Below are 19,367 nucleotides of genomic sequence, written 5' to 3'. Positions count from 1 at the left end.
CTCAGGCCTGCGCCATCGCGCACGCGGTGTCGAGCATGCGATTGGAGAAGCCCCATTCGTTGTCGTACCAGGCGCAAACCTTCACGAGTCGGCCCGATACCTTGGTGCAGGTCGCGTCGAAGATGCTCGACCTCGGATCATGGTTGAAGTCGACCGACACCAGCGGCTCGTCGCTGTAGCCGAGCACGCCCGCGAGCGGACCGGCTGCGGCAGCTTCGCGCATCAGCGCATTGATCTCGTCCACGGTGGTCGCCCGGCCGGCGACGAAGCTCAGGTCGACCATCGACACGTTAAGGGTCGGCACGCGCACCGCGAAGCCGTCGAGGCGCCCGGCCAGCGCCGGCAGCACCAGGCCGACCGCCGCGGCCGCGCCGGTGCGCGTCGGGATCATCGACTGCGTCGCTGAGCGCGCGCGGCGCAGGTCCTCGTGGTAGAGATCGGTCAGGACCTGGTCGTTGGTGTAGCTGTGGATGGTGGTCATGAGGCCGTTCTCGATGCCGACCGTGCCGTGCAACACCTGCGCGACCGGCGCCAGGCAGTTGGTGGTGCACGAGGCGTTCGACACCACCGTGTGTGCCGGCCGCAGCGTGCCGTGATTGACGCCGTAGACGATCGTTGCATCCACGTCGGCGCCGCCGGGCGCGCTGATCAGCACCTTGCCGGCGCCAGCGGCGAGATGGGCGCTGGCCCGCGCCTTGGTGGTGAAAAGCCCGGTGCACTCCATCACGAGATCGATGCCGAGTGATTTCCAAGGCAGTTCCGCCGGATTGCGCGCCGATCTCACCTGGATGCGCTGCTCACCCACCACGAGGCAGTCGCCCTCGTGGCGCACCGGCAGCGCGAAACGGCCGTGCGTGGTGTCGTGGCGTGTCAGGTGGGCATTGGTCTTCGCGTCGCCCAGGTCGTTGATGGCGACGATACGGATCGCTTCGCCATTGCCGTGGGACGGCGACTCGAACAATGCACGCAGCACGTTGCGGCCGATGCGGCCGTAGCCATTGATGGCAACTCTCAGGGTCATGATTCTTGATGGGAAAGGGCTGAGGAATCAGCTGGACGACAGGACGAAGCGGGATCCGCCGCGGCGGCGCGCCGGACCAACGCCCGTGCCCGGTCCGCCACCGCGTCGGCGGTGATGCCGAAGAGCTCGAAGAGCGCACCGGCCGGTGCCGATTCGCCGAAGCGGTCGATGCCCACGACATCGCCCTCCTCGCCCACGAGCTTCCACCAGAGCGCCGTGCAGCCAGCCTCGATCGCGAGGCGCGGCAGATGGCGCGGGATCACATCGCGCCGATAGGCCGCTTCCTGGCGCTCGAACACGTCCATGCAGGGCATCGACACGATGCGCGCGGCAATGCCTCGTGCAGCCAGCAGGTCTGCGGCCGCGATCGCGACGCCCAATTCAGAGCCGCTGGCCAGCAGCACCACCTGTTCGTCCGCCGGGCGCCGCAACACGTAGCCACCGCGACCGATCGATTCGAGGCGCGGCGTCGCGTTCCCGGCGTGCGGCAGCGCCTGACGCGTGAGCAGCAAGCAGCTCGGGCCGTCGACGCGGCGCAACGCTTCGCGCCAGGCAACGACAGTCTCAGTCGCATCGCCCGGGCGCCACACGTCCACGCCGGGAATCAGTCGCAGGCTGGACGCCTGCTCGACCGGCTGGTGCGTGGGGCCGTCCTCGCCGAGGCCGATCGAATCGTGGGTGAAGACGTAGACCACCGGCAGCTTCATCAGCGACGACATCCGGATACCGTTGCGCGCGTAGTCGGAGAACGCCAGGAACGTCCCGCCGAAGGGTCGGTAGCCACCGTGCAGCGCCAGGCCGTTCATGACCGCCGACATGGCGAACTCGCGCACGCCGTAGTGCACGTGGTTGCCTGTGCCCTTGCCAAGCAGCGGGCGATGGCCGCGCCAGTCGGTGAGGTTAGATCCGGTCAGGTCGGCCGAACCGCCCAGCAATTCGGGAGTGGCCGGGCCGATGAACTGCAGCGTGTCCTGCGACGCCTTGCGGGTGGCCACCGCCGCGCGGGCGCCCTCGGCCGCGGCGCCGGCAGCCGACAGCGCAGCCTCCGTCGAAGGCGCCGGCGCCGCATCGCGCGCCTGCCGGCGCAGGAACTCGGCCGCCAGCTCGGGATGCGCAGCGGCATAGGCGGTGAACGACCGTTGCCAGGCTGCGTTCAGGCGCGTGCCGCGTGCGACGGCCGACCAGGCTTGCTGCACGGGCTGCGGGATGACGAAAGGCTCATCGTGCCAGCCCAGAGCCGCGCGCGTCTTCGCGATCTCGTCGGCCCCGAGCGGCGCGCCATGCACATCGGCGGTGCCGGCGCGGTTCGGTGATCCCTGCCCGATGGTCGTCCTGCAGCACACCAGCACCGGCTTGTCGGCGTCCAGAGCCGTTGCCATCGCACGGTCGAGCGCTTGGGTGTCGTGCCCGTCCACGTCGCGCACTACAGTCCAGCCATAGGCCTCGAAGCGGCTCGGCGTGTCGTCGGTGAACCAGCCGGCGACGTCGCCGTCGATCGAGATGCCGTTGTCGTCATAGAAGGCCACCAGCTTGCGCAGGCCCCAGGTGCCGGCGAGCGAGCAGGCTTCGTGGCTGATGCCCTCCATGAGGCATCCGTCGCCCAGGAACACATAGGTGCGATGGTCGACGATAGTGTGCCCCGGACGGTTGAATTCCTGCGCAAGCAGCTTCTCCGCCAGTGCCATGCCGACCGCGTTGGCCAGGCCCTGCCCCAGGGGCCCGGTCGTGGTTTCGACGCCCGGCGTCACGCCGATCTCCGGGTGCCCCGGGGTGCGCGAATGCAGCTGGCGGAATCTCTTGAGCTCGTCCATGGGCAACGCGTAGCCGCTCAGGTGCAGCAGCGCATACAGCAGCATGGAGCCGTGGCCGTTCGAGAGCACGAACCGGTCGCGGTCCAGCCAGGCTGGATCCGACGGATCATGGCGCAAGTGATGCCGCCACAGTGTTTCCGCAATGTCTGCCATGCCCATCGGCATGCCCGGGTGGCCGGAGTTTGCAGTCTGCACGGCGTCCATCGCCAGAACCCGCAGCGCGTTGGCGCAGACCGCCCGCGTCACGGGCTCAGTGAATTGAGTGTTCATGGTGCTCACTTGCTCAGGCGCCCAGCAGGTTCTTGCGACGCTCGACCAGGCGCATGACCATCGGCGTGAAGATCAGCTGCATCGCGAGCTCCATCTTTCCGCCGGGCACGACCAGGGTGTTGGCGCGCGACATGAACGAGTCGTGCAGCATCGACAACAGGTACGGGAAGTCGAAGCCGCGCGGGTTGGCGAAGCGGATCACCACCAGGCTCTCGTCGGCCGTCGGGATCGTGCGCGCCACGAAGGGGTCGGAGGTGTCGACGACCGGCACGCGCTGGAAGTTGATGTGCGTGCGCGTGAACTGCGGACAGATGTAGTGCACGTACTCGTGCATGCGGCGCAGGATCACGTCGGTCACCGCCTCGGTCGAATAGCCGCGCGTGCTGCGGTCACGGTGGATCTTCTGGATCCACTCGAGGTTGATCACCGGCACAACGCCGATGAGCAGGTCGGCGAACCGCGCGATGTCCACCGTGTCGGTCGTCACGCCGCCGTGCAGGCCCTCGTAGAACAGGACGTCGCTGGCCGCAAGCGACTGCCACGGCGTGAAGGTGCCCGGCGGCTGCGCAAAGGGCTGCGCCTCTTCCTCGTTGTGCAGGTACTTGCGGCTCATTCCGTTGCCAGTCTCGGAATAGCTCCGGAAGAGCTGCTGCAGATCCTCGAACAGATTGGCGTCCTCGCCGAAGTGGCTGAAATGGGGCCGCTCCTCAGCCTCGGCCTTGGCCATGGCGACTTTCATCGACTGGCGGTCATAGCGATGGAAGCTGTCGCCCTCGACAATGGCAGCCTCTACGTTCTCGCGCCTGAAGATGTTTTCGAACGTGCGGGTCACCGAGGTGGTGCCTGCGCCGGAAGAGCCGGTGATGGCGATGATGGGGTGCTTGGCAGACATGGGATTTCTTCGATACGGTGATTCGGTGCTGGTTTCAGGCGGTCGCGAACAGGCCGCGGTGACCGAACAAGGGAGAGTCGAAAGCGCGCGGCGGCTCGTCGCGGTGGTAGGCCTCGATGCGAGAAACCTCCTGCACCGAGCCGAACACGAAGCCGATGCGCTGGTGCAGCGCATCCGGCACGACCTCCATGAGCCGCGAGCGCCCGGTGCTGGCGCCGCCGCCGGCCTGCTCGATCAGGAATGAGATCGGGCTGGCTTCGTAAAGCAGGCGCAGGCGCCCTTCGCGCGCCGGCTCGCGCGTGTCGCGCGGATAGAGAAAGACGCCGCCGCGCATGAGGATGCGATGCGCCTCGGCCACCAGCGATGCGATCCAGCGCATGTTGAAGTCGGCCGCACGCGCACCGGACTGCCCCGCCATGCATTCGTCCACGTAGCGCTTCACGGCCGGCTCCCAAAACCGACTGTTCGACGCGTTGATCGCGAACTCCTGGGTGCGCGGCGGTATCTGCAGGTTCGGATGGCTCAGCACCCACTCGCCCAGCAACGGGTCGAGCGTGAAGGCATGCGTGCCGCGGCCCATCGTTAGGACCAGCATCGTCGACGGCCCGTAGATCGCGTAGCCGGCACAGACCTGCCGTGTGCCGGGCTGCAGGAAGTCCGCAGTCGCGGGGTCGGTACCCGGCGTGACTGCGCGCAGCACGGAAAAGATGCTTCCCACCGAGACATTGACGTCGATGTTTGACGAACCGTCGAGCGGGTCGAACAGCAGCAGGTACTTGCCACGCGGATGCTCGGGCGGCAGCGGATAGGGCGCTTCCATTTCTTCCGTTGCCATGCCAGCAAGGTGACCACCCCACTCGTTCGCGCGCAGGAACATCGTGTTGCTCAACACGTCCATGGTCTTCTGTTCCTCGCCCTGGACGTTGGCCGTGCCTGCGCTGCCCAGGACGCCGCCAAGCGCGCCATAGGCGACCTTGCGCGAGATGGCCTTGCAGGCCAGCGACACATCGGTAACCAGTGCGTTCAGGTCACCGGTGGCCTCCGGAAACCGTCGACGTTCCTCGATCAGGAACTGGGTGAGAGTGGACTTTCCTCCGGTGGGCATGGGCGTATCTCCAGGTAGTTGTTTCAATGGCAATGGGCTTGTGGCGGACTCATGCGAACCAGCAGATCCGCGGGTCGGTCGAGGCGCCAGACGGATTCGCTCTGTTCGATGTCGAGCAAGCCGTAGCCCCACCCGGCCCAGGCGGCACGGCATCCGGCGGCGCGCGCGGCCAGGCAATCGGTGGCCGCGTCGCCGACCATCAGCATGTGCCGCGGGTGCGCACCCAGGACCTGCGCGGCCTGCTCGATCAGCAGTGGCGAAGGTTTGCGCAGGGCGGCCGTGTCGGCGCCGTGCACGGCGGCGAAATGGCCGAGCAGTCCGGCTCCCTCCAGCACGGCCCGTGCCAGTTCGGTCGGCTTGTTGGTGACCACCGCCAGCGGCATGTTGTCGCGCCCGAGTTGATTCAGCAGGTCTTCGACACCCGCATAGACCGAGCTGTCGGCGAACGGCAGTCGCAGCGTCACCGCGTCGAAGCCCCGGCGCAGGCGAATCGACAGCCCTTCCAAGTCGACGTCCTGCGGGTCGATGGCGCGTAGCGCCCGCTCGATCAGCACGTCAGGCCCATCGCCGATCCAGCCGCGCACGCGCTGCAGGTCGAAGCAACGCAGATCGGCTTCGCGCAGCGCCGTGTTGAGCGCCAGCGCGATGCCACCGGCGCTGTCCACCAGCGTGCCATCCAGGTCGAAGGCGATCGCCTGGAAGGTCATCACGCCTGCCTCGCCAGACGCAGCGGCGCGGCGTCGCGGATGGCGGCGATCGCTGCGCGATAGTCCTTGTTCCCGAACACGGCCGACCCGGCGACCAGCGTGTCGGCGCCGGCGTCGACCGCACGGCACGCGTTGCCGGCGTTGATGCCGCCGTCGACTTCGAGCCACACGTCGCGACCGCTGGCGTCGATCCGGCGGCGCACCGATTCGATCTTCGGCAACACGCCATCGATGAAGGTCTGCCCGCCGAAGCCGGGGTTGACCGACATCAGCAGCACCAGGTCGAGTTCGTCGAGCACATGGTCGAGCCAGTGCAGCGGGGTCGCCGGGTTGAGCACCAGCCCGGCCTTGACGCCGAGCGACCGGATCAGGCGCACCGTCCGGTGCACATGCTCGCTCGCCTCGGGATGAAACGAGATGATCGACGCGCCCGCCTGCGCGAAAAGCGGTATCAGCGCATCGACCGGCCGCGCCATGAGGTGCACGTCGATGGGCACGGGCAAGCCGTCGCGCATGCAGTGCGGGCGGATGGCTTCGCACACCATCGGGCCAACGCTCAGGTTCGGCACGTAGTGGTTATCCATCACGTCGAAATGGATCAGGTCGGCACCGGCCTCGATCACGGCCTCGACCTCGTCGCCGAGATGAGCGAAATCGGCCGACAGCAGGCTCGGTGCAATGCGGGGGTGGCGGTTCATCGAAAGCTTTCCTGTGGGCGGGGGTGCAGCGTGGTGGCGTGGGTGGCTGTGCTGGCGGCGGTCGCGAGGCGAGCGAGTTCGGGCAGGCCGAGCCAGGCCGCGTCGCGCAGAAGATGGCCGGGCTCCCCCTGCAGCGGCGCGTCGACGTCACCGAGATTCGGTAGCACCAGGCCGGCGTCGCCGAAATCGGCGTCGTCGCTCCAGTAGGTCGGCGTCACCAGCGTCCAGATCCCGGCCGCACGGGCCGACCGCAGTCCGTTGAGGGAGTCCTCGATGGCCACTGCGGACGCCGGCTCGATGCCCAGGTTGCGCAGCGCCAATGCGTAGATGTCGGGCGCCGGCTTCTTGGCCTGCACGCGATCCCCGCACACGATCACGCTGAACAGGTCGAGGCCGCGCGCGCCGAGGGTGGCGGCCAGCAGCGCATCGACGTTCGCTGCGCTGGTGGTGCTGGCGATGGCCAGCCGGCAGCCCGCTGCGAGGGCCTCGTCCATGAGTCTTGCCACGCCGGGCCGCAAGGGCACGCCGCCGTCACGGACCACCGCGGTATAGAACTTCGTCTTGTCGGCATGAAGCGAGGGCACCAGTGCGAGCAGCCGCCGGCGTTCGGTGTCGGCGACATCGAGCGCATCGATGTGGTGACACAGCCGCTCCTTGCCACCGGTCACCTCGAGCAGCCGCCGATACGCTGCCGGCGACCAGGACCAGCCGAGGCCCTGGCGCTCGAACGCCAAGTTGAAGGCCACGCGGTGCGCTTCCTCGGTGTCGGCCATTGTGCCGTCCACGTCGAAGATCAGGGCGTCGATGCTCATAGGGCAGCCTCCGTGCTGCGCACTGCGGTGCGAGCCCCCTTCGGAGCGGCCGGGCGGGGGCTCATGCCGCTCTCCCTGCCGACGGCTTTGCCGCGAACACGCGACTCGCGAGCACGTCCTCGGCTTGCAGCGTGCACAGTTGTTCCCGCGTCAACGCCGTGCCCGCCGAGAACAGCCGCGTCGCATGCCGCAACCGGATCCGATCCAGCGCATTGCGGATCGAGCGTGCATTCGCGAAGTGGGGCTGCTCCTTGCGCAGGCTCACGTACCGCGCAAAGGCTGGCCCGGCTCCAGTATCGAAGCTGTAGTTCAACTGCTTCAACATCAGCTGCGCAATCTGCATCAGCTCGGCATCGGTGTAGTCGGGGAAGTCGATGTGGTGCGCGATGCGCGACGCCATCCCAGGGTTGCTGCCGAAGAAGGTGTCCATGCGGTCCTTGTAGCCGGCGAGGATCACGACCAGGTCGTCGCGGTTGTTCTCCATCACCTGCAGCAGGATCTCGATCGACTCCTGCCCGTAGTCGCGCTCGTTCTCGGGCTTGTAGAGGTAGTAGGCCTCGTCGATGAACAACACGCCGCCCATCGCCTTCTTCACCACCTCTTTCGTCTTCGGCGCGGTGTGGCCGATGAACTGGCCGACGAGGTCGTCGCGCGTCACCGCCACGAGGTGGCCCTTGCGCACGTAGCCGAGCTGCTTCAGCACCTCGGCCATGCGCATCGCCACTGTCGTCTTTCCGGTGCCCGGGTTGCCAGTGAAGCACATGTGAAGCGATGGCGGCGTCGACTGCAAGCCTTGCTCGCCACGCAGCTTGTCGATCAGCAGCAGCGCGGCGATGTCGCGAATGCGGCCCTTGACCGGCGCCAGGCCAATCAGATCGGCATCGAGCTTGTCGAGCAGCGTGCGCACGCCCGAGGCTTCGAGCAACGCACCGGGAGTCGAGGTGGTGGCCGCATCCATCATTGGCGGCCTCAGTAGCGCGAGCCTTCGGGCGCTCGCTGCGCCGCGTAGCCTTCGATGCTGTAGCGGATCGTGCGGCCCGGCTCCTCGGTGCGGATCAGGCGAAAGCCCGGCTCATCCTTCGGGCGGTTCACGATGAACGACATCACCACCGACTCGGTGCCGTGGGTCGAATCGAACGCGGTCAACCGGATGTAGTGGCTCGGGAAGGTTCTGCGGCAGCTCCTGAGCTCCAGCATCAGGCCGGCCGCGTCCACGATGTCGAACATCGGGTTGCCGAACATCTCCCAGTAGGTGTTGCGCGGGTGCGGGTCGTCGGTGTACTCGAGGCCGATCGCCCAGCCCTTGGCGAGGCAGTAGTCGATCTGCTTGGTGATCTGCGCGTCGGTGAGCTCGGGCAGGAACGAGAAGGTGCCTTGGGTGATTCGCATGGTGGCTCTCTTTAACGATGGCATCAGGACACGGCCGCGGTCGGAACGAAGTCCGAGGTGTCGGTCGAGGTGTAGTTGAAGCTGATCTCGCCCCAGGTGTCGAGCGCGGCCTTCAACGGCGTGCACCACTTGGCGGCGTCCCTCAGGATGTCCGGCCCCTCGTTCTTGATGTCGCGGCCCTCGTTGCGCGCCAGCACCATCGCTTCGAGCGCCACGCGGTTCGCGGTCGCGCCAGCCTGGATGCCTTGCGGGTGGCCGATCGTGCCGCCGCCGAACTGGAGCACCACGTCGTCGCCGAACAGGTCGAGCAGCTGGTGCATCTGGCCAGCGTGGATGCCGCCAGAGGCCACCGGCATGACCTTCTTCAGCGCGCCCCAGTCCTGGTCGAAGAAGATGCCGCGCGGCAGATCGACCACCGTGTGGGTATCGCGGCAGACGTTGTAGTAGCCCTGCACGGTCATCGGGTCGCCCTCGAGCTTGCCCACGGCGGTTCCGGTGTGCAGGTGATCGACACCGGCCAGACGCAGCCACTTGGCGATCACGCGGAAACTCACGCCGTGGTTCTTCTGCCGCGTGTAGGTGCCGTGGCCGGCCCGGTGCATGTGCAGGATCATGTCGTTCTGGCGGCACCAGTGGCTCATGCTCTGGATTGCAGTCCATCCCACCACGAGGTCGACCATCACGATGACCGAGCCGAGTTCCTTAGCGAATTCGGCGCGGCGGTACATTTCTTCCATCGTGCCGGCGGTGATGTTCAGGTAGCTGCCCTTGACCTCGCCGGTGGCGGCACTGGCCTTGTTGACCGCATCCATCACGCAAAGGAAGCGGTCACGCCAGTGCATGAAGGGCTGCGAGTTGATGTTCTCGTCGTCTTTCATGAAATCCAGGCCACCCTTCAGGCCTTCGTACACGACGCGACCGTAGCTGCGCGCCGACAGACCGAGCTTGGGTTTGGTGGTGGCGCCCAGCAGCGGGCGCCCGAACTTGTCGAGGCGCTCGCGCTCGACCACGATGCCGGTCGGCGGGCCCGCGAAGGTCTTGACGTATGAGACCGGGAACTTCATGTCTTCCAGGCGCGCGGCCTTGAGGGGCTTGAAGCTGAAGACGTTGCCGATGATCGAAGCCGTCACATTGGCAATCGAGCCTTCCTCGAACAGGCTCAGGTCGTAGGCGACGTAGCAGAAGTACTGGCTCGGATTGTTCGGCACAGGTTCGATGCGATACGCCTTGGCGCGGTACATGTCGCAAGCGGTCAAGCGGTCGGTCCAGACCACCGTCCAGGTGGCAGTGCTCGATTCGCCGGCCACGGCGGCGGCGGCCTCGATGGGGTCGACGCCATCTTGCGGGGTGATGCGGAAAAGCGCGAGGATGTCGGTCTCCTTCGGCACGTAGTCGCCGTTCCAGTAGCCCATCTGCGCGTACTTCAGGACGCCTGCCGCGTAGCGCTTGGCGCTGTCGGTGATCTGTGTCGGTTCGTTCATTTGGCCCACGGGCACTCTCCTTGCTGGGTTTGGTCGGTTCGAGGTATTTGGTGCCTTCAATGTACGAAGCCCTTTTCATTTGTAATAGTTAATCTTTTTCTCGCATTCATTTGCTTTCACTAATGATCAAGAACGCCACTTTTCGGCAACTGGCTGCCCTGCACGCGGTTTCGCGGCTCGGCAGCGTCTCGCGAGCCGCGAGCGAGCTGCACCTCACGCAGCCGGCGGTTTCGATCCAGATCAAACTCCTCGAGGAAGCTGCCGGAATGCCCCTGCTGGAGCGCGAGGGGCGTGGCGTGCGGCTGAGCGGCGCAGGCGAGCTGCTCTCGGGCTATGCGGGCCGCATCTTGGAGCTGTGGCGCGAGGCCGGCGACGAGGTGGCCGCCCAGCGGGGCGGCTTCTCCGGCACCCTGCGCGTGGGCGCGGTGACCACCGCGGAGTACCTGCTGCCACCGCTGCTGGTGGCGTTCGCCGACGGCCGTCCGGAGGTCAAGATCCAGCTCAAGGTCGGCAACCGCAACGACATCGTCCAGATGCTCGCCGGGCAGGAGGTGGACGTCGCCATCATGGGACGTCCGCCGGCCGAACTGAAGACCAAGGCCGTGCCCTTTGCGCGCCATCCGATGGCTTTCCTGGCAGCACCGACGCACCCGTTGATGACGCGACGCCGGCTGGCGATCGCCGATCTGTCGGGCGCCAAGCTGCTGGTGCGCGAACGCGGCTCGGGCACCCGCACCACCGTCGAGACGCTCTACCGGGAAGCCGGCATTGCCTTGCTCGTCGGCTCCGAGCTGTCGAGCAACGAGGCCATCAAGCAGATGTGCGCAGCCGGCTTCGGCGTGGCCTTCCTGTCGCTGCACACCTGCCGGCTCGAGCTGGACGCCGGCCTGCTCGCGCTGCTGCCCATGACGGCCAACCCGATCGAGCGCGATTGGTATGCGATGCATCTGGCGACGCGCCGGCTGCCTCAACTGGCCAGCGCCTTCATGCAATTCCTGGCCGACGACGGCCAGCGCCTGATCCTCGCGCAACTGCGCGCGACCTCGGGTTCATCGAAAAGGCGCAGCACTGCCAGGAGCCCGAAATGAAACTGCCGACCGAAGTCGAAGGACGCCAGCAGTTGGCCGACGAGATCCACGCGCGCCCATTCGAGCCACTCTCGACGCCGGGTGCGGCGCTGGCCGTCGCCACGCTGCGCGAAGGCCCGGCCGACGACGCGCGTTGCATCGCACATCTGGCGCGACTGGGCGGCGACGCCACCGAACCGGGCAATGCCATGCAGCACCAGGTGCGCTGCGGCGCGCTGCGCGTGCGCTGGGAACGCCACACGGAGTTCCACACCTTCACTGTGTTCGCCGACTTGGACTCCCTCGCGATGGACCGGGCATTCGACACCGGCTGGCTCGATGCCCTGCCGCACGATTGGCTGGCCACGCTCCCCGGCCGCATGATTTCCGCGACCCAGCTGGCCGTACTCCCCTGCCCCGGCAATCCGCCCCATGCGCGCGTGGTGGCACCGCTCTTCTGCAGCGAACTGCTGGTGGGAAACCGAGTCGCGGATGGCGCGGCGACCGTGGTCTCGGACCTTCGCTCGGTGGGCGGCGTGACGCGCTTTCTGGTGTTCGACCACGCGATGAACCGGCGCCGAGCGGGCCGCACCGTCCAGCGCCTGATCGAAGTCGACACCTACCGCATGATGGCCCTGCTCAGCCTGCCGCTCGCCACCCGCCGCATGGGCCAACTCGCCGTCGAGGAGACGCAGCTGGCGTCGCTGATGGCCCGCTTCCACGATGCGACGGACGGCGACGAGGTGCTGCTGCACGAGTTGGTCACACTGGCGGCCCGGGTCGAGTACGCGATGGCCGAGCACAGCGCGCGCTTCGCCGCGACCCGCGCCTACAGCGGCATCGTGGACCGGCGGCTGATCGAGCTGCGCGAGACGGTAGTGCCGGGGCTGCAGCCCCTGTCGGAATTCATGGAGCGCAGGTTCCGCCCCGCCCTGGACAGCTGCGCAGCCACGGCGGGCCGACAGACGCAACTGTCCGAACGGATCGCCCGGGCCGCGCAGTTGCTGCAGACCCGCTCCGAGGTCGAGCGCGAACGCCAGAACCAGGCGCTGCTCGGCTCGCTCGACCGGCGCCAGGGCATGCAGCTGCGGCTCCAGGAGACGGTGGAAGGCCTTTCGGTGATCGCCATGACCTACTACGGCGTCGGGCTGGGCAACTACCTGCTGAAGCCGTTGGCCAAGGCCATGGGCTGGCATGAAACCGCGGTGACTCTCGTCGCCGTGCCGGCGATCGCGCTGCTCGTACTGCTCAACATGCGCCGGCTGCGCCGGCACCTGCAGTCGCCGGACACCTGAGCAGCATCGCACCATATTGCGCGGGAGTCCGATTTGCTGATGGCTACCATCTTCGTTTCTCAAATCCACAGGGCGTACGTCATGCAACGCTTCACCATCTCGCTCGGCGACGAACTCGCACGGCAGTTCGATGCGCTCATCGCCGACAAGGGCTACGTGAACCGCTCCGAGGCGGTGCGCGACCTGATCCGCATGCGGCTGGGCAGCGCCACGCTCGGCAAGCCGGTGCGCGGCAAGGCGGCAGGCTGGTGCGTCGCCACCGTGAGCTATGTCTACGACCACCACGAGCAGACGGTGACGACGCGCGTGCTCGACCTGCAGCACGAGCATCACGACCTGGTCATCACCAGCCTGCACACGCACCTGGACCACGACCACTGTCTCGAAACGGTGGTGCTGCGCGGCCCCACTGCCGCGGTGCAGCTCTGCGCGGAGCAGTTGATCGCACTGCGCGGCGTGCGGCACGGCAACGTGCACCTGGTGCCGCTCGATGCCAGTGGTCACGAGCACCGCCATGCCAGCGGCGCACCCGCGGTGCCGCACACGCACCTCAAGCCGATCAACTGAGACGCGTGATGGAAGCGCATGTGCCAGTTTCGCCTGCAGACTGTCACTCGCGCTTTCTCATGGGCATGCGCATTCACTGAGGAAACGGCATCGAAGCCACGCAGCACCCAGGTGTTGCTACGGTTCCCGGTTGGTGGTTTCCCCTAGCGCCGAGGTTCTGGCACGGCATGTGTAAGAGGTTTTTCAGTTTTGTCCTACTGAATCACCATGCCCCCGTTTTCTCTGATGCGTTGCGGTGCCTACCTGATCCCACTGGTCAACAGCCCGCTGGCCGTCGCCCAGACCACCCACCTGCCGGAGATCGAAGTGCGGGGCCCGCGTGACTCCTCTATCGGCAGTGCCGACAGTGCGAGCGAAGGCGCGGCAGAGCGCGAGTCCTTCCAGTCGCGGCCCAAGCTGCGGCCTGGCGACATCGTCGAGGCCGTGCCCGGTGTCGTCGCCACGCAGCACTCGGGCGATGGCAAGGCCAACCAGTATTTCCTGCGCGGCTTCAATCTCGACCATGGGACCGATTTCGCGGTGACCGTCGATGGCATGCCGGTCAACATGCCGACGCACGGGCACGGTCAGGGCTTTGCCGACCTCAACTTCCTGACGCCCGAGCTGGTCTCCGGCGTGCGCTATCGCAAAGGACCCTACTTCGCGGACAGTGGCGACTTCTCGCTGGCCGGCAGCGCCAGCCTCGACTACCTGAGTGCACTGCCCGCACCGATCGTGGATGTCAGCTTCGGTTCGCACAATTTCCGGCGCCTGCTCGCCGCGGGGTCGCGCACCGTGGCCGACCAGACCTGGCTGGGCGCTATCGAGCTCGAAGGCAACGACGGCCCGTGGCAAGTGCCCGAGCAACTGCGCAAAGCCAATGCCGTCCTGCGCTACTCGCAGGGTTCCTCTGCGCGCGGCCTCAGTCTGACGGGGATGGCCTACCAAAGCCGCTGGAACTCGACCGACCAGGTGCCGCAGCGCCTGATCGACTCGGGAGAGATATCCCGCTTCGGTTCGATGAACCCGACGGACGGCGGCCGCACGCGGCGCCTGAGCCTGTCGGGCAAATGGTTCGACAAGGGGCGCGATGGCGAGACGCAGATCAGCGCCTACGCGATGGACTACCGCTTCGATCTGTTCTCCGACTTCACCTACTTCCTCCGCAACCCGGTCGATGGCGATCAGTTCGAACAGACCGACCGGCGCCGCGCGTTCGGCGCACAGGGCTCGCGCAGCATGCCCAACAGGATCGGTGGGCTCGATGGCCTGCTGAGTGTCGGTGCGCAATGGCGCGGTGACCGCATCGGCGAAGTCGGTCTCTACGACACCGTTGCGCGCGAGCGGCTGTCGACATTGCGCAACGACAAGGTCTCGCAGGATCTGGTGTCGATCTACGCCCAGCAGTTCGTGAACTTCAGCGATCACTGGCGTGGCTATGTCGGGTGGCGCAGCGATGCGCTGCGCTACGACGTGCAAGGCCGGGCGCTGGCGTACGGCTCGCTCAACAGCGGCAAGGGGCATGATGCGATCACAAGCCCGAAGCTTGGTCTCGCATTCACCGTGACGCCACAGCACGAGCTGTACCTGAATGCCGGTGGCGGCTTCCATAGCAACGACGTGCGCGGCGCCACCATCACGATCGATCCGCAAAGCGGGCTACCGGCCGAACGCGTCCCCGCGCTCGTCAAGGGGCGGGGCGCGGAACTGGGCTGGCGCTTCCAGCCGAACGACGACCTCACCGCCACGGTCGCCCTGTGGGAGCTCGGGCTTGACTCGGAGCTTGTCTACGTCGGCGACGCAGGCAGCACGGAGCCAGGCCGCGCCAGCCGTCGGCGCGGTCTCGAGGCGACGCTGCGCTGGAAAGTCGTCTCGCATTGGCGCCTGGAGGCCGATGCCGCCTTGTCGCGCGGGCGCTTTCGCGGCGAAGCGCCGGAAGGCGAAGGCGACCATGTCGACAACGCCGTGGAGCGGGTGTTCGCCGCCGGCGTGACCTACATCGGCGGGCCATGGACCGCGTCACTGCGGCTGCGGTACATGGGGCCGCGTGCGCTGGACACTCTCAACACGGTGCGTTCGCGTGCCACAGCGCTGCTGAACTTCGGCGCGCGCTATGCGGTGAACGAGCACCTCACGCTCGGGCTCGACGTGTTCAACCTGGCCGGCAGGAAAGGCAACGACATCGAATACTTCTACGCGTCGTGCACGGCGGGCGAAGTGGCGAGCGGCGCTTGCGGTGGCGGCATCGACGACCGGCACGTGCACCCGATGGAGCCGCGCAGCGCGCGGGTCAGCGCGCGCTGGACGTTTTGATGGCGGCCGGCCGGCCGTCCTGCATCCCCGGCGCGCGAGCGCCAGTGGAAGCACTGCTTGCACTTCGACGACCGGATTGGAAGAGCCGCTGCGACATGCCGTCCGACGGTCGCCGCGCCTTGCTCGGCGCAGCCGTCTTTGCCCAATCAAATCAAGTACTTGCAGCAGTCATTCAGGGTTTTCCCCGGGAGATGAGTGAACTGGTCCGCGAGTTGCAATGAAGAGGGTGCGGCAAGGCATGGCCTTTGGGCTGGCCCGGCCCCTCGCAAGCCCGCCGCCCCCAACGACATCGCCGCAAAGGCAAGGAGACAGCACACGATGGAAACGTTCTACGAGGTCATGCGCCGCCAGGGAATCTCGCGCCGCAGCCTGCTCAAGTACTGTTCGCTGACCGCCACGTCACTGGGTCTCGGCCCGGCCTTCGTGCCGCAGATCGCCCATGCCATGGAGACCAAGCCGCGCACGCCGGTGCTGTGGCTGCACGGGCTGGAATGCACCTGCTGCTCGGAATCGTTCATCCGCTCGGCGCACCCGCTGGCCAAGGACGTGGTGCTGTCGATGATCTCGCTCGACTACGACGACACGCTGATGGCCGCCGCCGGCCACCAGGCCGAGGCGATCCTCGAGGAGATCATGAAGAAGTACAAGGGGAACTACATCCTCGCGGTGGAGGGCAACCCGCCGCTCAACCAGGACGGCATGAGCTGCATCATCGGCGGCAAGCCCTTCATCGATCAGCTGAAGCACGTCGCCAAGGACGCCAAGGCGATCATCAGCTGGGGCTCGTGCGCAAGCTGGGGTTGCGTGCAGGCTGCCAAGCCGAACCCGACGCAGGCCACGCCGATCCACAAGGTGATCTTCGACAAGCCCATCATCAAGGTGCCCGGCTGCCCGCCGATCGCCGAGGTCATGACCGGCGTGATCACCTACATGCTGACCTTCGACCGCATCCCCGAACTCGATCGCCAGGGCCGCCCGAAGATGTTCTACAGCCAGCGCATCCACGACAAATGCTACCGCCGCCCGCACTTCGACGCGGGCCAGTTCGTCGAGGCCTGGGACGACGAATCGGCGCGCAAGGGCTACTGCCTCTACAAGGTCGGTTGCAAGGGCCCGACCACCTACAACGCCTGCTCGACGGTGCAGTGGAACGAGGGCACGAGCTTCCCGATCAAGGCCGGCCACGGCTGCATCGGCTGCTCGGAAGACGGCTTCTGGGACAAGGGCTCGTTCTACAACCGCCTGACCGACATCCACCAGTTCGGCATCGAGGCCAATGCCGACCGAGTCGGTGCCACGGCCGCAGGGGTGGTCGGGGCGGCAGCGGTCGCGCATGCCGCCGCATCGGCGATCAAGCGGGCCGCACAGCACAAGGCCGAAAGCAAGACGGCCGACATCGCCGAGCGCTGAAACATTCGATGCCCCAACGGCAAGGACGACAACAATGAGTGCATACGAGACACAAGGCTTCAAGATGGACGATACGGGTCGCCGTATCGTGGTGGATCCGGTCACGCGCATCGAAGGCCACATGCGCTGCGAAGTGAACGTCGACAGCAACAACGTCATTCGCAACGCGGTGTCGACCGGCACGATGTGGCGCGGGCTCGAGGTCATCCTCAAGGGCCGCGACCCCCGCGATGCCTGGGCCTTCGTCGAGCGCATCTGCGGCGTGTGCACCGGCTGCCATGCGCTCGCCTCGGTGCGTGCGGTCGAGGATGCGCTTGGTATCACGATCCCGAAGAACGCCTACCTGATCCGGGAGATCATGGCCAAGACGCTGCAGGAGCACGACCACGCCGTGCACTTCTACCACCTGCATGCGCTCGACTGGGTCGATGTGGTGTCTGCGCTGAAGGCCGATCCGAAGAAGACCTCGGAGCTGCAGCAGACCGTATCCCCATCGCATCCGATGTCGTCGCCTGGCTATTTCCGCGACATCCAGAACCGGCTCAAAAAGTTCGTCGAGAGCGGCCAGCTCGGCCCGTTCATGAACGGCTACTGGGGCAGCAAGGCCTACGTGCTGCCGCCCGAGGCCAACCTCATGGCGGTGACGCACTACCTCGAGGCACTCGACCTGCAGAAGGAGTGGGTCAAGGTCCACACCATCTTCGGCGGCAAGAACCCGCACCCGAACTACCTGGTGGGGGGCGTGCCCTGCGCCATCAACATCGACAAGGACGGCGCCGCGGGCGCACCCGTCAACATGGAGCGGCTGAACTTCATCGAAGCGCGCATCCGGGAAATGATCGAGTTCAACAACAACGTCTACATCCCCGATGTGCTGGCGATCGGCACCATCTACAAGCAGGCCGGCTGGCTCTACGGCGGCGGCCTCGCCGCGACAAACGTGATGGACTACGGCACCTACGAGAAGGTGATGGGCGACCACAGGACCCAGCAGCTGCCCGGCGGCGCGATCCTGGGCGGCAACTGGGACGAGATCCTCCCAGTGGACCCGCGCGACCCCGCGCAGGTACAGGAGTTCGTCAACCACAGCTGGTACAAGTACGCCGACGAGTCGAAGGGGCTGCACCCGTGGGACGGCGTGACCGAACCCAACTACGAGCTCGGCGCGAAGACCAAAGGCACGCGAACGAACATCGAGCAACTGGACGAAAGCGCAAAGTACTCCTGGATCAAGTCGCCGCGCTGGCGCGGCCATGCGATGGAGGTCGGCCCGCTGTCGCGCTACATCCTCGGCTACGCGCACGCGCTGAAAGGCAATCCGCACTGCCAACGGGTCAAGGAGCAGGTCGACCGGTCCGCTTCGATCATCAACAAGGACTTCCCGAAGGCGCTGGGCATGCCGGAGACGCAGTACACCGTGAAGCAGCTGCTGCCCACGACCATCGGCCGGACGCTGGCGCGGGCGCTCGAGGCACAGTACTGCGCCGAGATGATGCTCGACGACTTCAACGAACTCGTGGCCAACATCAAGGCCGGCGACACCAGCACGGCCAACGTCGAAAAATGGGACCCGTCCACCTGGCCGAAGGAGGCCAAGGGCGTCGGCACCGTCGCTGCGCCGCGCGGCGCGCTCGGGCACTGGATCCGCATCAAGGACGGCCGCATCGAGAACTACCAGTGCGTGGTGCCGACTACCTGGAACGGCAGCCCGCGCGACACCAAGGGCCAGATCGGCGCGTTCGAGGCGAGCCTGATGAACACCCCGATGGCCAACCCGGAGCAGCCGGTAGAGATCCTGCGCACGCTGCACTCGTTCGACCCGTGCCTCGCATGCTCGACCCACGTGATGAGTCCGGACGGCCAGGAACTCACCAGCGTCACAGTGCGCTGAATCACCCCAAGGAACGGAGACAAGCACATGAAGATTCAGACAGCACGCAGCACCCGCGCTCGGGTGTCGGTGGCCAAGGCCCTGGCCGCGGCCGTCGCGCTCGCGGCGGCCTCGGCGGCGCAGGCCCATCCCGGCCACGGCACCGAAGGCTTCGCCGCCGGGCTGGCACACCCGCTCGGCGGATACGATCATCTGCTCGCCATGGTCGCGGTGGGGATGTGGTCGGCGGTCGCGCTGCCGAAGGCCTGGCGCGCCGCAGGTCCGGCGGTATTCCTCACGACGCTGCTGCTGGGCGCCGTGCTGGCCATTCGCGGCATCGGTTTGCCGGGGGTCGAGGCGGGCATCGCGCTGAGCGTGGTCGCGCTCGCAGCGTTGATGCTGGGCGCCCGGCGCATCGCGCCGATGGCCGGCCTCGCGCTGGTCGCGTTCGTCGGGCTGCTGCATGGCCATGCGCACGGCGGTGAGCTGACCGGCGGCCATTCGTTCATGGCCTACGCAGCCGGCTTCATGCTGGCCTCGACGCTGCTGCACGCCGTGGGCCTGGGGGCCGGCGCCGCGCTGCAACGGCTGCCGGCCTGGGCCTGGCGCACGGCGACCGCATTGATCGGCGGCAGCGGGCTGCTGATGCTCGCGGCGCGCCTCTGAGGCCAGCGCGCACA

The 19,367-nt window shown here is 66.9% G+C and carries 17 protein-coding genes; 7 read left to right on the top strand and 10 right to left on the bottom strand.

All coding sequences use genetic code 11. The features are described 5' to 3' along the window. Window position 1 precedes the first annotated feature (1 nt). The 10 genes from gap to AB4Z46_RS16045 form a co-directional block, all read right to left on the bottom strand. Window positions 2-1,021, bottom strand: a complete 1,020-nt coding sequence (gap, locus tag AB4Z46_RS16090; RefSeq protein ID WP_442284507.1) for a type I glyceraldehyde-3-phosphate dehydrogenase — start codon at window positions 1,019-1,021, stop codon at window positions 2-4. Continuing rightward, a complete protein-coding gene (gene tkt, locus AB4Z46_RS16085) occupies window positions 1,018-3,102 on the bottom strand; it encodes a transketolase (protein WP_442284506.1) in 2,085 nt (694 codons plus the stop codon). The genes gap and tkt overlap by 4 nt, the downstream gene beginning before the upstream one ends. A 13-nt stretch (window positions 3,103-3,115) precedes the next feature. Further along, the gene (locus tag AB4Z46_RS16080) at window positions 3,116-3,994 is read right to left on the bottom strand and encodes a phosphoribulokinase (RefSeq protein ID WP_442284505.1); all 879 of its coding nucleotides are present in this window, start codon (window positions 3,992-3,994) and stop codon (window positions 3,116-3,118) included. Between the two features lie 34 nt (window positions 3,995-4,028). Beyond that, entirely contained in the window at window positions 4,029-5,099 is a 1,071-nt protein-coding gene (locus tag AB4Z46_RS16075; RefSeq protein WP_442284504.1) for a class 1 fructose-bisphosphatase, read from the bottom strand. A 23-nt stretch (window positions 5,100-5,122) separates the two neighbouring features. After that, entirely contained in the window at window positions 5,123-5,806 is a 684-nt protein-coding gene (locus AB4Z46_RS16070; protein WP_442284527.1) for an HAD-IA family hydrolase, read from the bottom strand. Beyond that, a complete protein-coding gene (gene rpe / locus AB4Z46_RS16065; RefSeq protein ID WP_442284503.1) occupies window positions 5,806-6,504 on the bottom strand; it encodes a ribulose-phosphate 3-epimerase in 699 nt (232 codons plus the stop codon). The genes AB4Z46_RS16070 and rpe overlap by 1 nt, the downstream gene beginning before the upstream one ends. Continuing rightward, window positions 6,501-7,316 (bottom strand): HAD-IA family hydrolase, encoded by an 816-nt coding sequence (locus AB4Z46_RS16060; RefSeq protein ID WP_442284502.1) that lies wholly within the window; start codon window positions 7,314-7,316, stop codon window positions 6,501-6,503. Before AB4Z46_RS16060 ends, rpe begins: the two co-directional genes overlap by 4 nt. A 61-nt stretch (window positions 7,317-7,377) precedes the next feature. Next, entirely contained in the window at window positions 7,378-8,277 is a 900-nt protein-coding gene (cbbX, locus tag AB4Z46_RS16055) for a CbbX protein (protein WP_442284501.1), read from the bottom strand. 8 nt (window positions 8,278-8,285) lie between these two features. Next, window positions 8,286-8,705 carry a ribulose bisphosphate carboxylase small subunit gene (locus AB4Z46_RS16050; protein WP_442284500.1) on the bottom strand — a complete coding sequence of 140 codons (420 nt, stop codon included), beginning with the start codon at window positions 8,703-8,705 and terminating at the stop codon, window positions 8,286-8,288. A 23-nt stretch (window positions 8,706-8,728) separates the two neighbouring features. Then, complete coding sequence (locus AB4Z46_RS16045) at window positions 8,729-10,186, bottom strand: form I ribulose bisphosphate carboxylase large subunit (protein WP_442284526.1); 1,458 nt, start codon at window positions 10,184-10,186, stop codon at window positions 8,729-8,731. A 122-nt stretch (window positions 10,187-10,308) separates the two neighbouring features. Between AB4Z46_RS16045 and AB4Z46_RS16040 the strand changes: the two genes are divergently transcribed. The 7 genes from AB4Z46_RS16040 to AB4Z46_RS16010 all read left to right on the top strand — a co-directional run bounded on the left by AB4Z46_RS16040 (window position 10,309) and on the right by AB4Z46_RS16010 (window position 19,353). After that, window positions 10,309-11,274 (top strand): LysR family transcriptional regulator, encoded by a 966-nt coding sequence (locus AB4Z46_RS16040; protein WP_442284499.1) that lies wholly within the window; start codon window positions 10,309-10,311, stop codon window positions 11,272-11,274. Further along, window positions 11,271-12,548: a DUF3422 family protein gene (locus tag AB4Z46_RS16035; RefSeq protein ID WP_442284498.1), complete on the top strand. Its 1,278-nt coding sequence runs from the start codon at window positions 11,271-11,273 to the stop codon at window positions 12,546-12,548. Before AB4Z46_RS16040 ends, AB4Z46_RS16035 begins: the two co-directional genes overlap by 4 nt. Window positions 12,549-12,629: 81 nt before the next feature. Continuing rightward, window positions 12,630-13,115 carry a nickel-responsive transcriptional regulator NikR gene (nikR, locus tag AB4Z46_RS16030; protein ID WP_442284497.1) on the top strand — a complete coding sequence of 162 codons (486 nt, stop codon included), beginning with the start codon at window positions 12,630-12,632 and terminating at the stop codon, window positions 13,113-13,115. 207 nt (window positions 13,116-13,322) lie between these two features. Further along, complete coding sequence (locus AB4Z46_RS16025) at window positions 13,323-15,407, top strand: TonB-dependent receptor (RefSeq protein ID WP_442284496.1); 2,085 nt, start codon at window positions 13,323-13,325, stop codon at window positions 15,405-15,407. 318 nt (window positions 15,408-15,725) lie between these two features. Then, on the top strand, window positions 15,726-16,817 hold the full coding sequence (locus tag AB4Z46_RS16020) for a hydrogenase small subunit (protein WP_442284495.1): 1,092 nt from the start codon (window positions 15,726-15,728) through the stop codon (window positions 16,815-16,817). A 34-nt stretch (window positions 16,818-16,851) separates the two neighbouring features. After that, window positions 16,852-18,708 carry a nickel-dependent hydrogenase large subunit gene (locus tag AB4Z46_RS16015; protein ID WP_442284494.1) on the top strand — a complete coding sequence of 619 codons (1,857 nt, stop codon included), beginning with the start codon at window positions 16,852-16,854 and terminating at the stop codon, window positions 18,706-18,708. A gap of 27 nt (window positions 18,709-18,735) precedes the next feature. After that, window positions 18,736-19,353, top strand: a complete 618-nt coding sequence (locus AB4Z46_RS16010; RefSeq protein WP_442284493.1) for a HupE/UreJ family protein — start codon at window positions 18,736-18,738, stop codon at window positions 19,351-19,353. The last annotated feature ends 14 nt before the right edge of the window (window positions 19,354-19,367 follow it).

Source organism: Variovorax sp. M-6 (assembly GCF_052114385.1).
In the GTDB taxonomy this organism is placed as follows: domain Bacteria; phylum Pseudomonadota; class Gammaproteobacteria; order Burkholderiales; family Burkholderiaceae_C; genus Variovorax.
The sequence above is the reverse complement of the archived record's forward strand: the minus strand, read 5'-3'. Positions and strand labels throughout refer to the sequence as shown.

Coding starts and splice junctions, on each gene's coding strand:
- gap (WP_442284507.1), bottom strand. CDS start 1,021: ATGACCCTGAGAGTTGCCATCAATGGCTACGGCCGCATCGGCCGCAAC.
- tkt (WP_442284506.1), bottom strand. CDS start 3,102: ATGAACACTCAATTCACTGAGCCCGTGACGCGGGCGGTCTGCGCCAAC.
- AB4Z46_RS16080 (WP_442284505.1), bottom strand. CDS start 3,994: ATGTCTGCCAAGCACCCCATCATCGCCATCACCGGCTCTTCCGGCGCA.
- AB4Z46_RS16075 (WP_442284504.1), bottom strand. CDS start 5,099: ATGCCCACCGGAGGAAAGTCCACTCTCACCCAGTTCCTGATCGAGGAA.
- AB4Z46_RS16070 (WP_442284527.1), bottom strand. CDS start 5,806: ATGACCTTCCAGGCGATCGCCTTCGACCTGGATGGCACGCTGGTGGAC.
- rpe (WP_442284503.1), bottom strand. CDS start 6,504: ATGAACCGCCACCCCCGCATTGCACCGAGCCTGCTGTCGGCCGATTTC.
- AB4Z46_RS16060 (WP_442284502.1), bottom strand. CDS start 7,316: ATGAGCATCGACGCCCTGATCTTCGACGTGGACGGCACAATGGCCGAC.
- cbbX (WP_442284501.1), bottom strand. CDS start 8,277: ATGATGGATGCGGCCACCACCTCGACTCCCGGTGCGTTGCTCGAAGCC.
- AB4Z46_RS16050 (WP_442284500.1), bottom strand. CDS start 8,705: ATGCGAATCACCCAAGGCACCTTCTCGTTCCTGCCCGAGCTCACCGAC.
- AB4Z46_RS16045 (WP_442284526.1), bottom strand. CDS start 10,186: ATGAACGAACCGACACAGATCACCGACAGCGCCAAGCGCTACGCGGCA.
- AB4Z46_RS16040 (WP_442284499.1), top strand. CDS start 10,309: ATGATCAAGAACGCCACTTTTCGGCAACTGGCTGCCCTGCACGCGGTT.
- AB4Z46_RS16035 (WP_442284498.1), top strand. CDS start 11,271: ATGAAACTGCCGACCGAAGTCGAAGGACGCCAGCAGTTGGCCGACGAG.
- nikR (WP_442284497.1), top strand. CDS start 12,630: ATGCAACGCTTCACCATCTCGCTCGGCGACGAACTCGCACGGCAGTTC.
- AB4Z46_RS16025 (WP_442284496.1), top strand. CDS start 13,323: ATGCCCCCGTTTTCTCTGATGCGTTGCGGTGCCTACCTGATCCCACTG.
- AB4Z46_RS16020 (WP_442284495.1), top strand. CDS start 15,726: ATGGAAACGTTCTACGAGGTCATGCGCCGCCAGGGAATCTCGCGCCGC.
- AB4Z46_RS16015 (WP_442284494.1), top strand. CDS start 16,852: ATGAGTGCATACGAGACACAAGGCTTCAAGATGGACGATACGGGTCGC.
- AB4Z46_RS16010 (WP_442284493.1), top strand. CDS start 18,736: ATGAAGATTCAGACAGCACGCAGCACCCGCGCTCGGGTGTCGGTGGCC.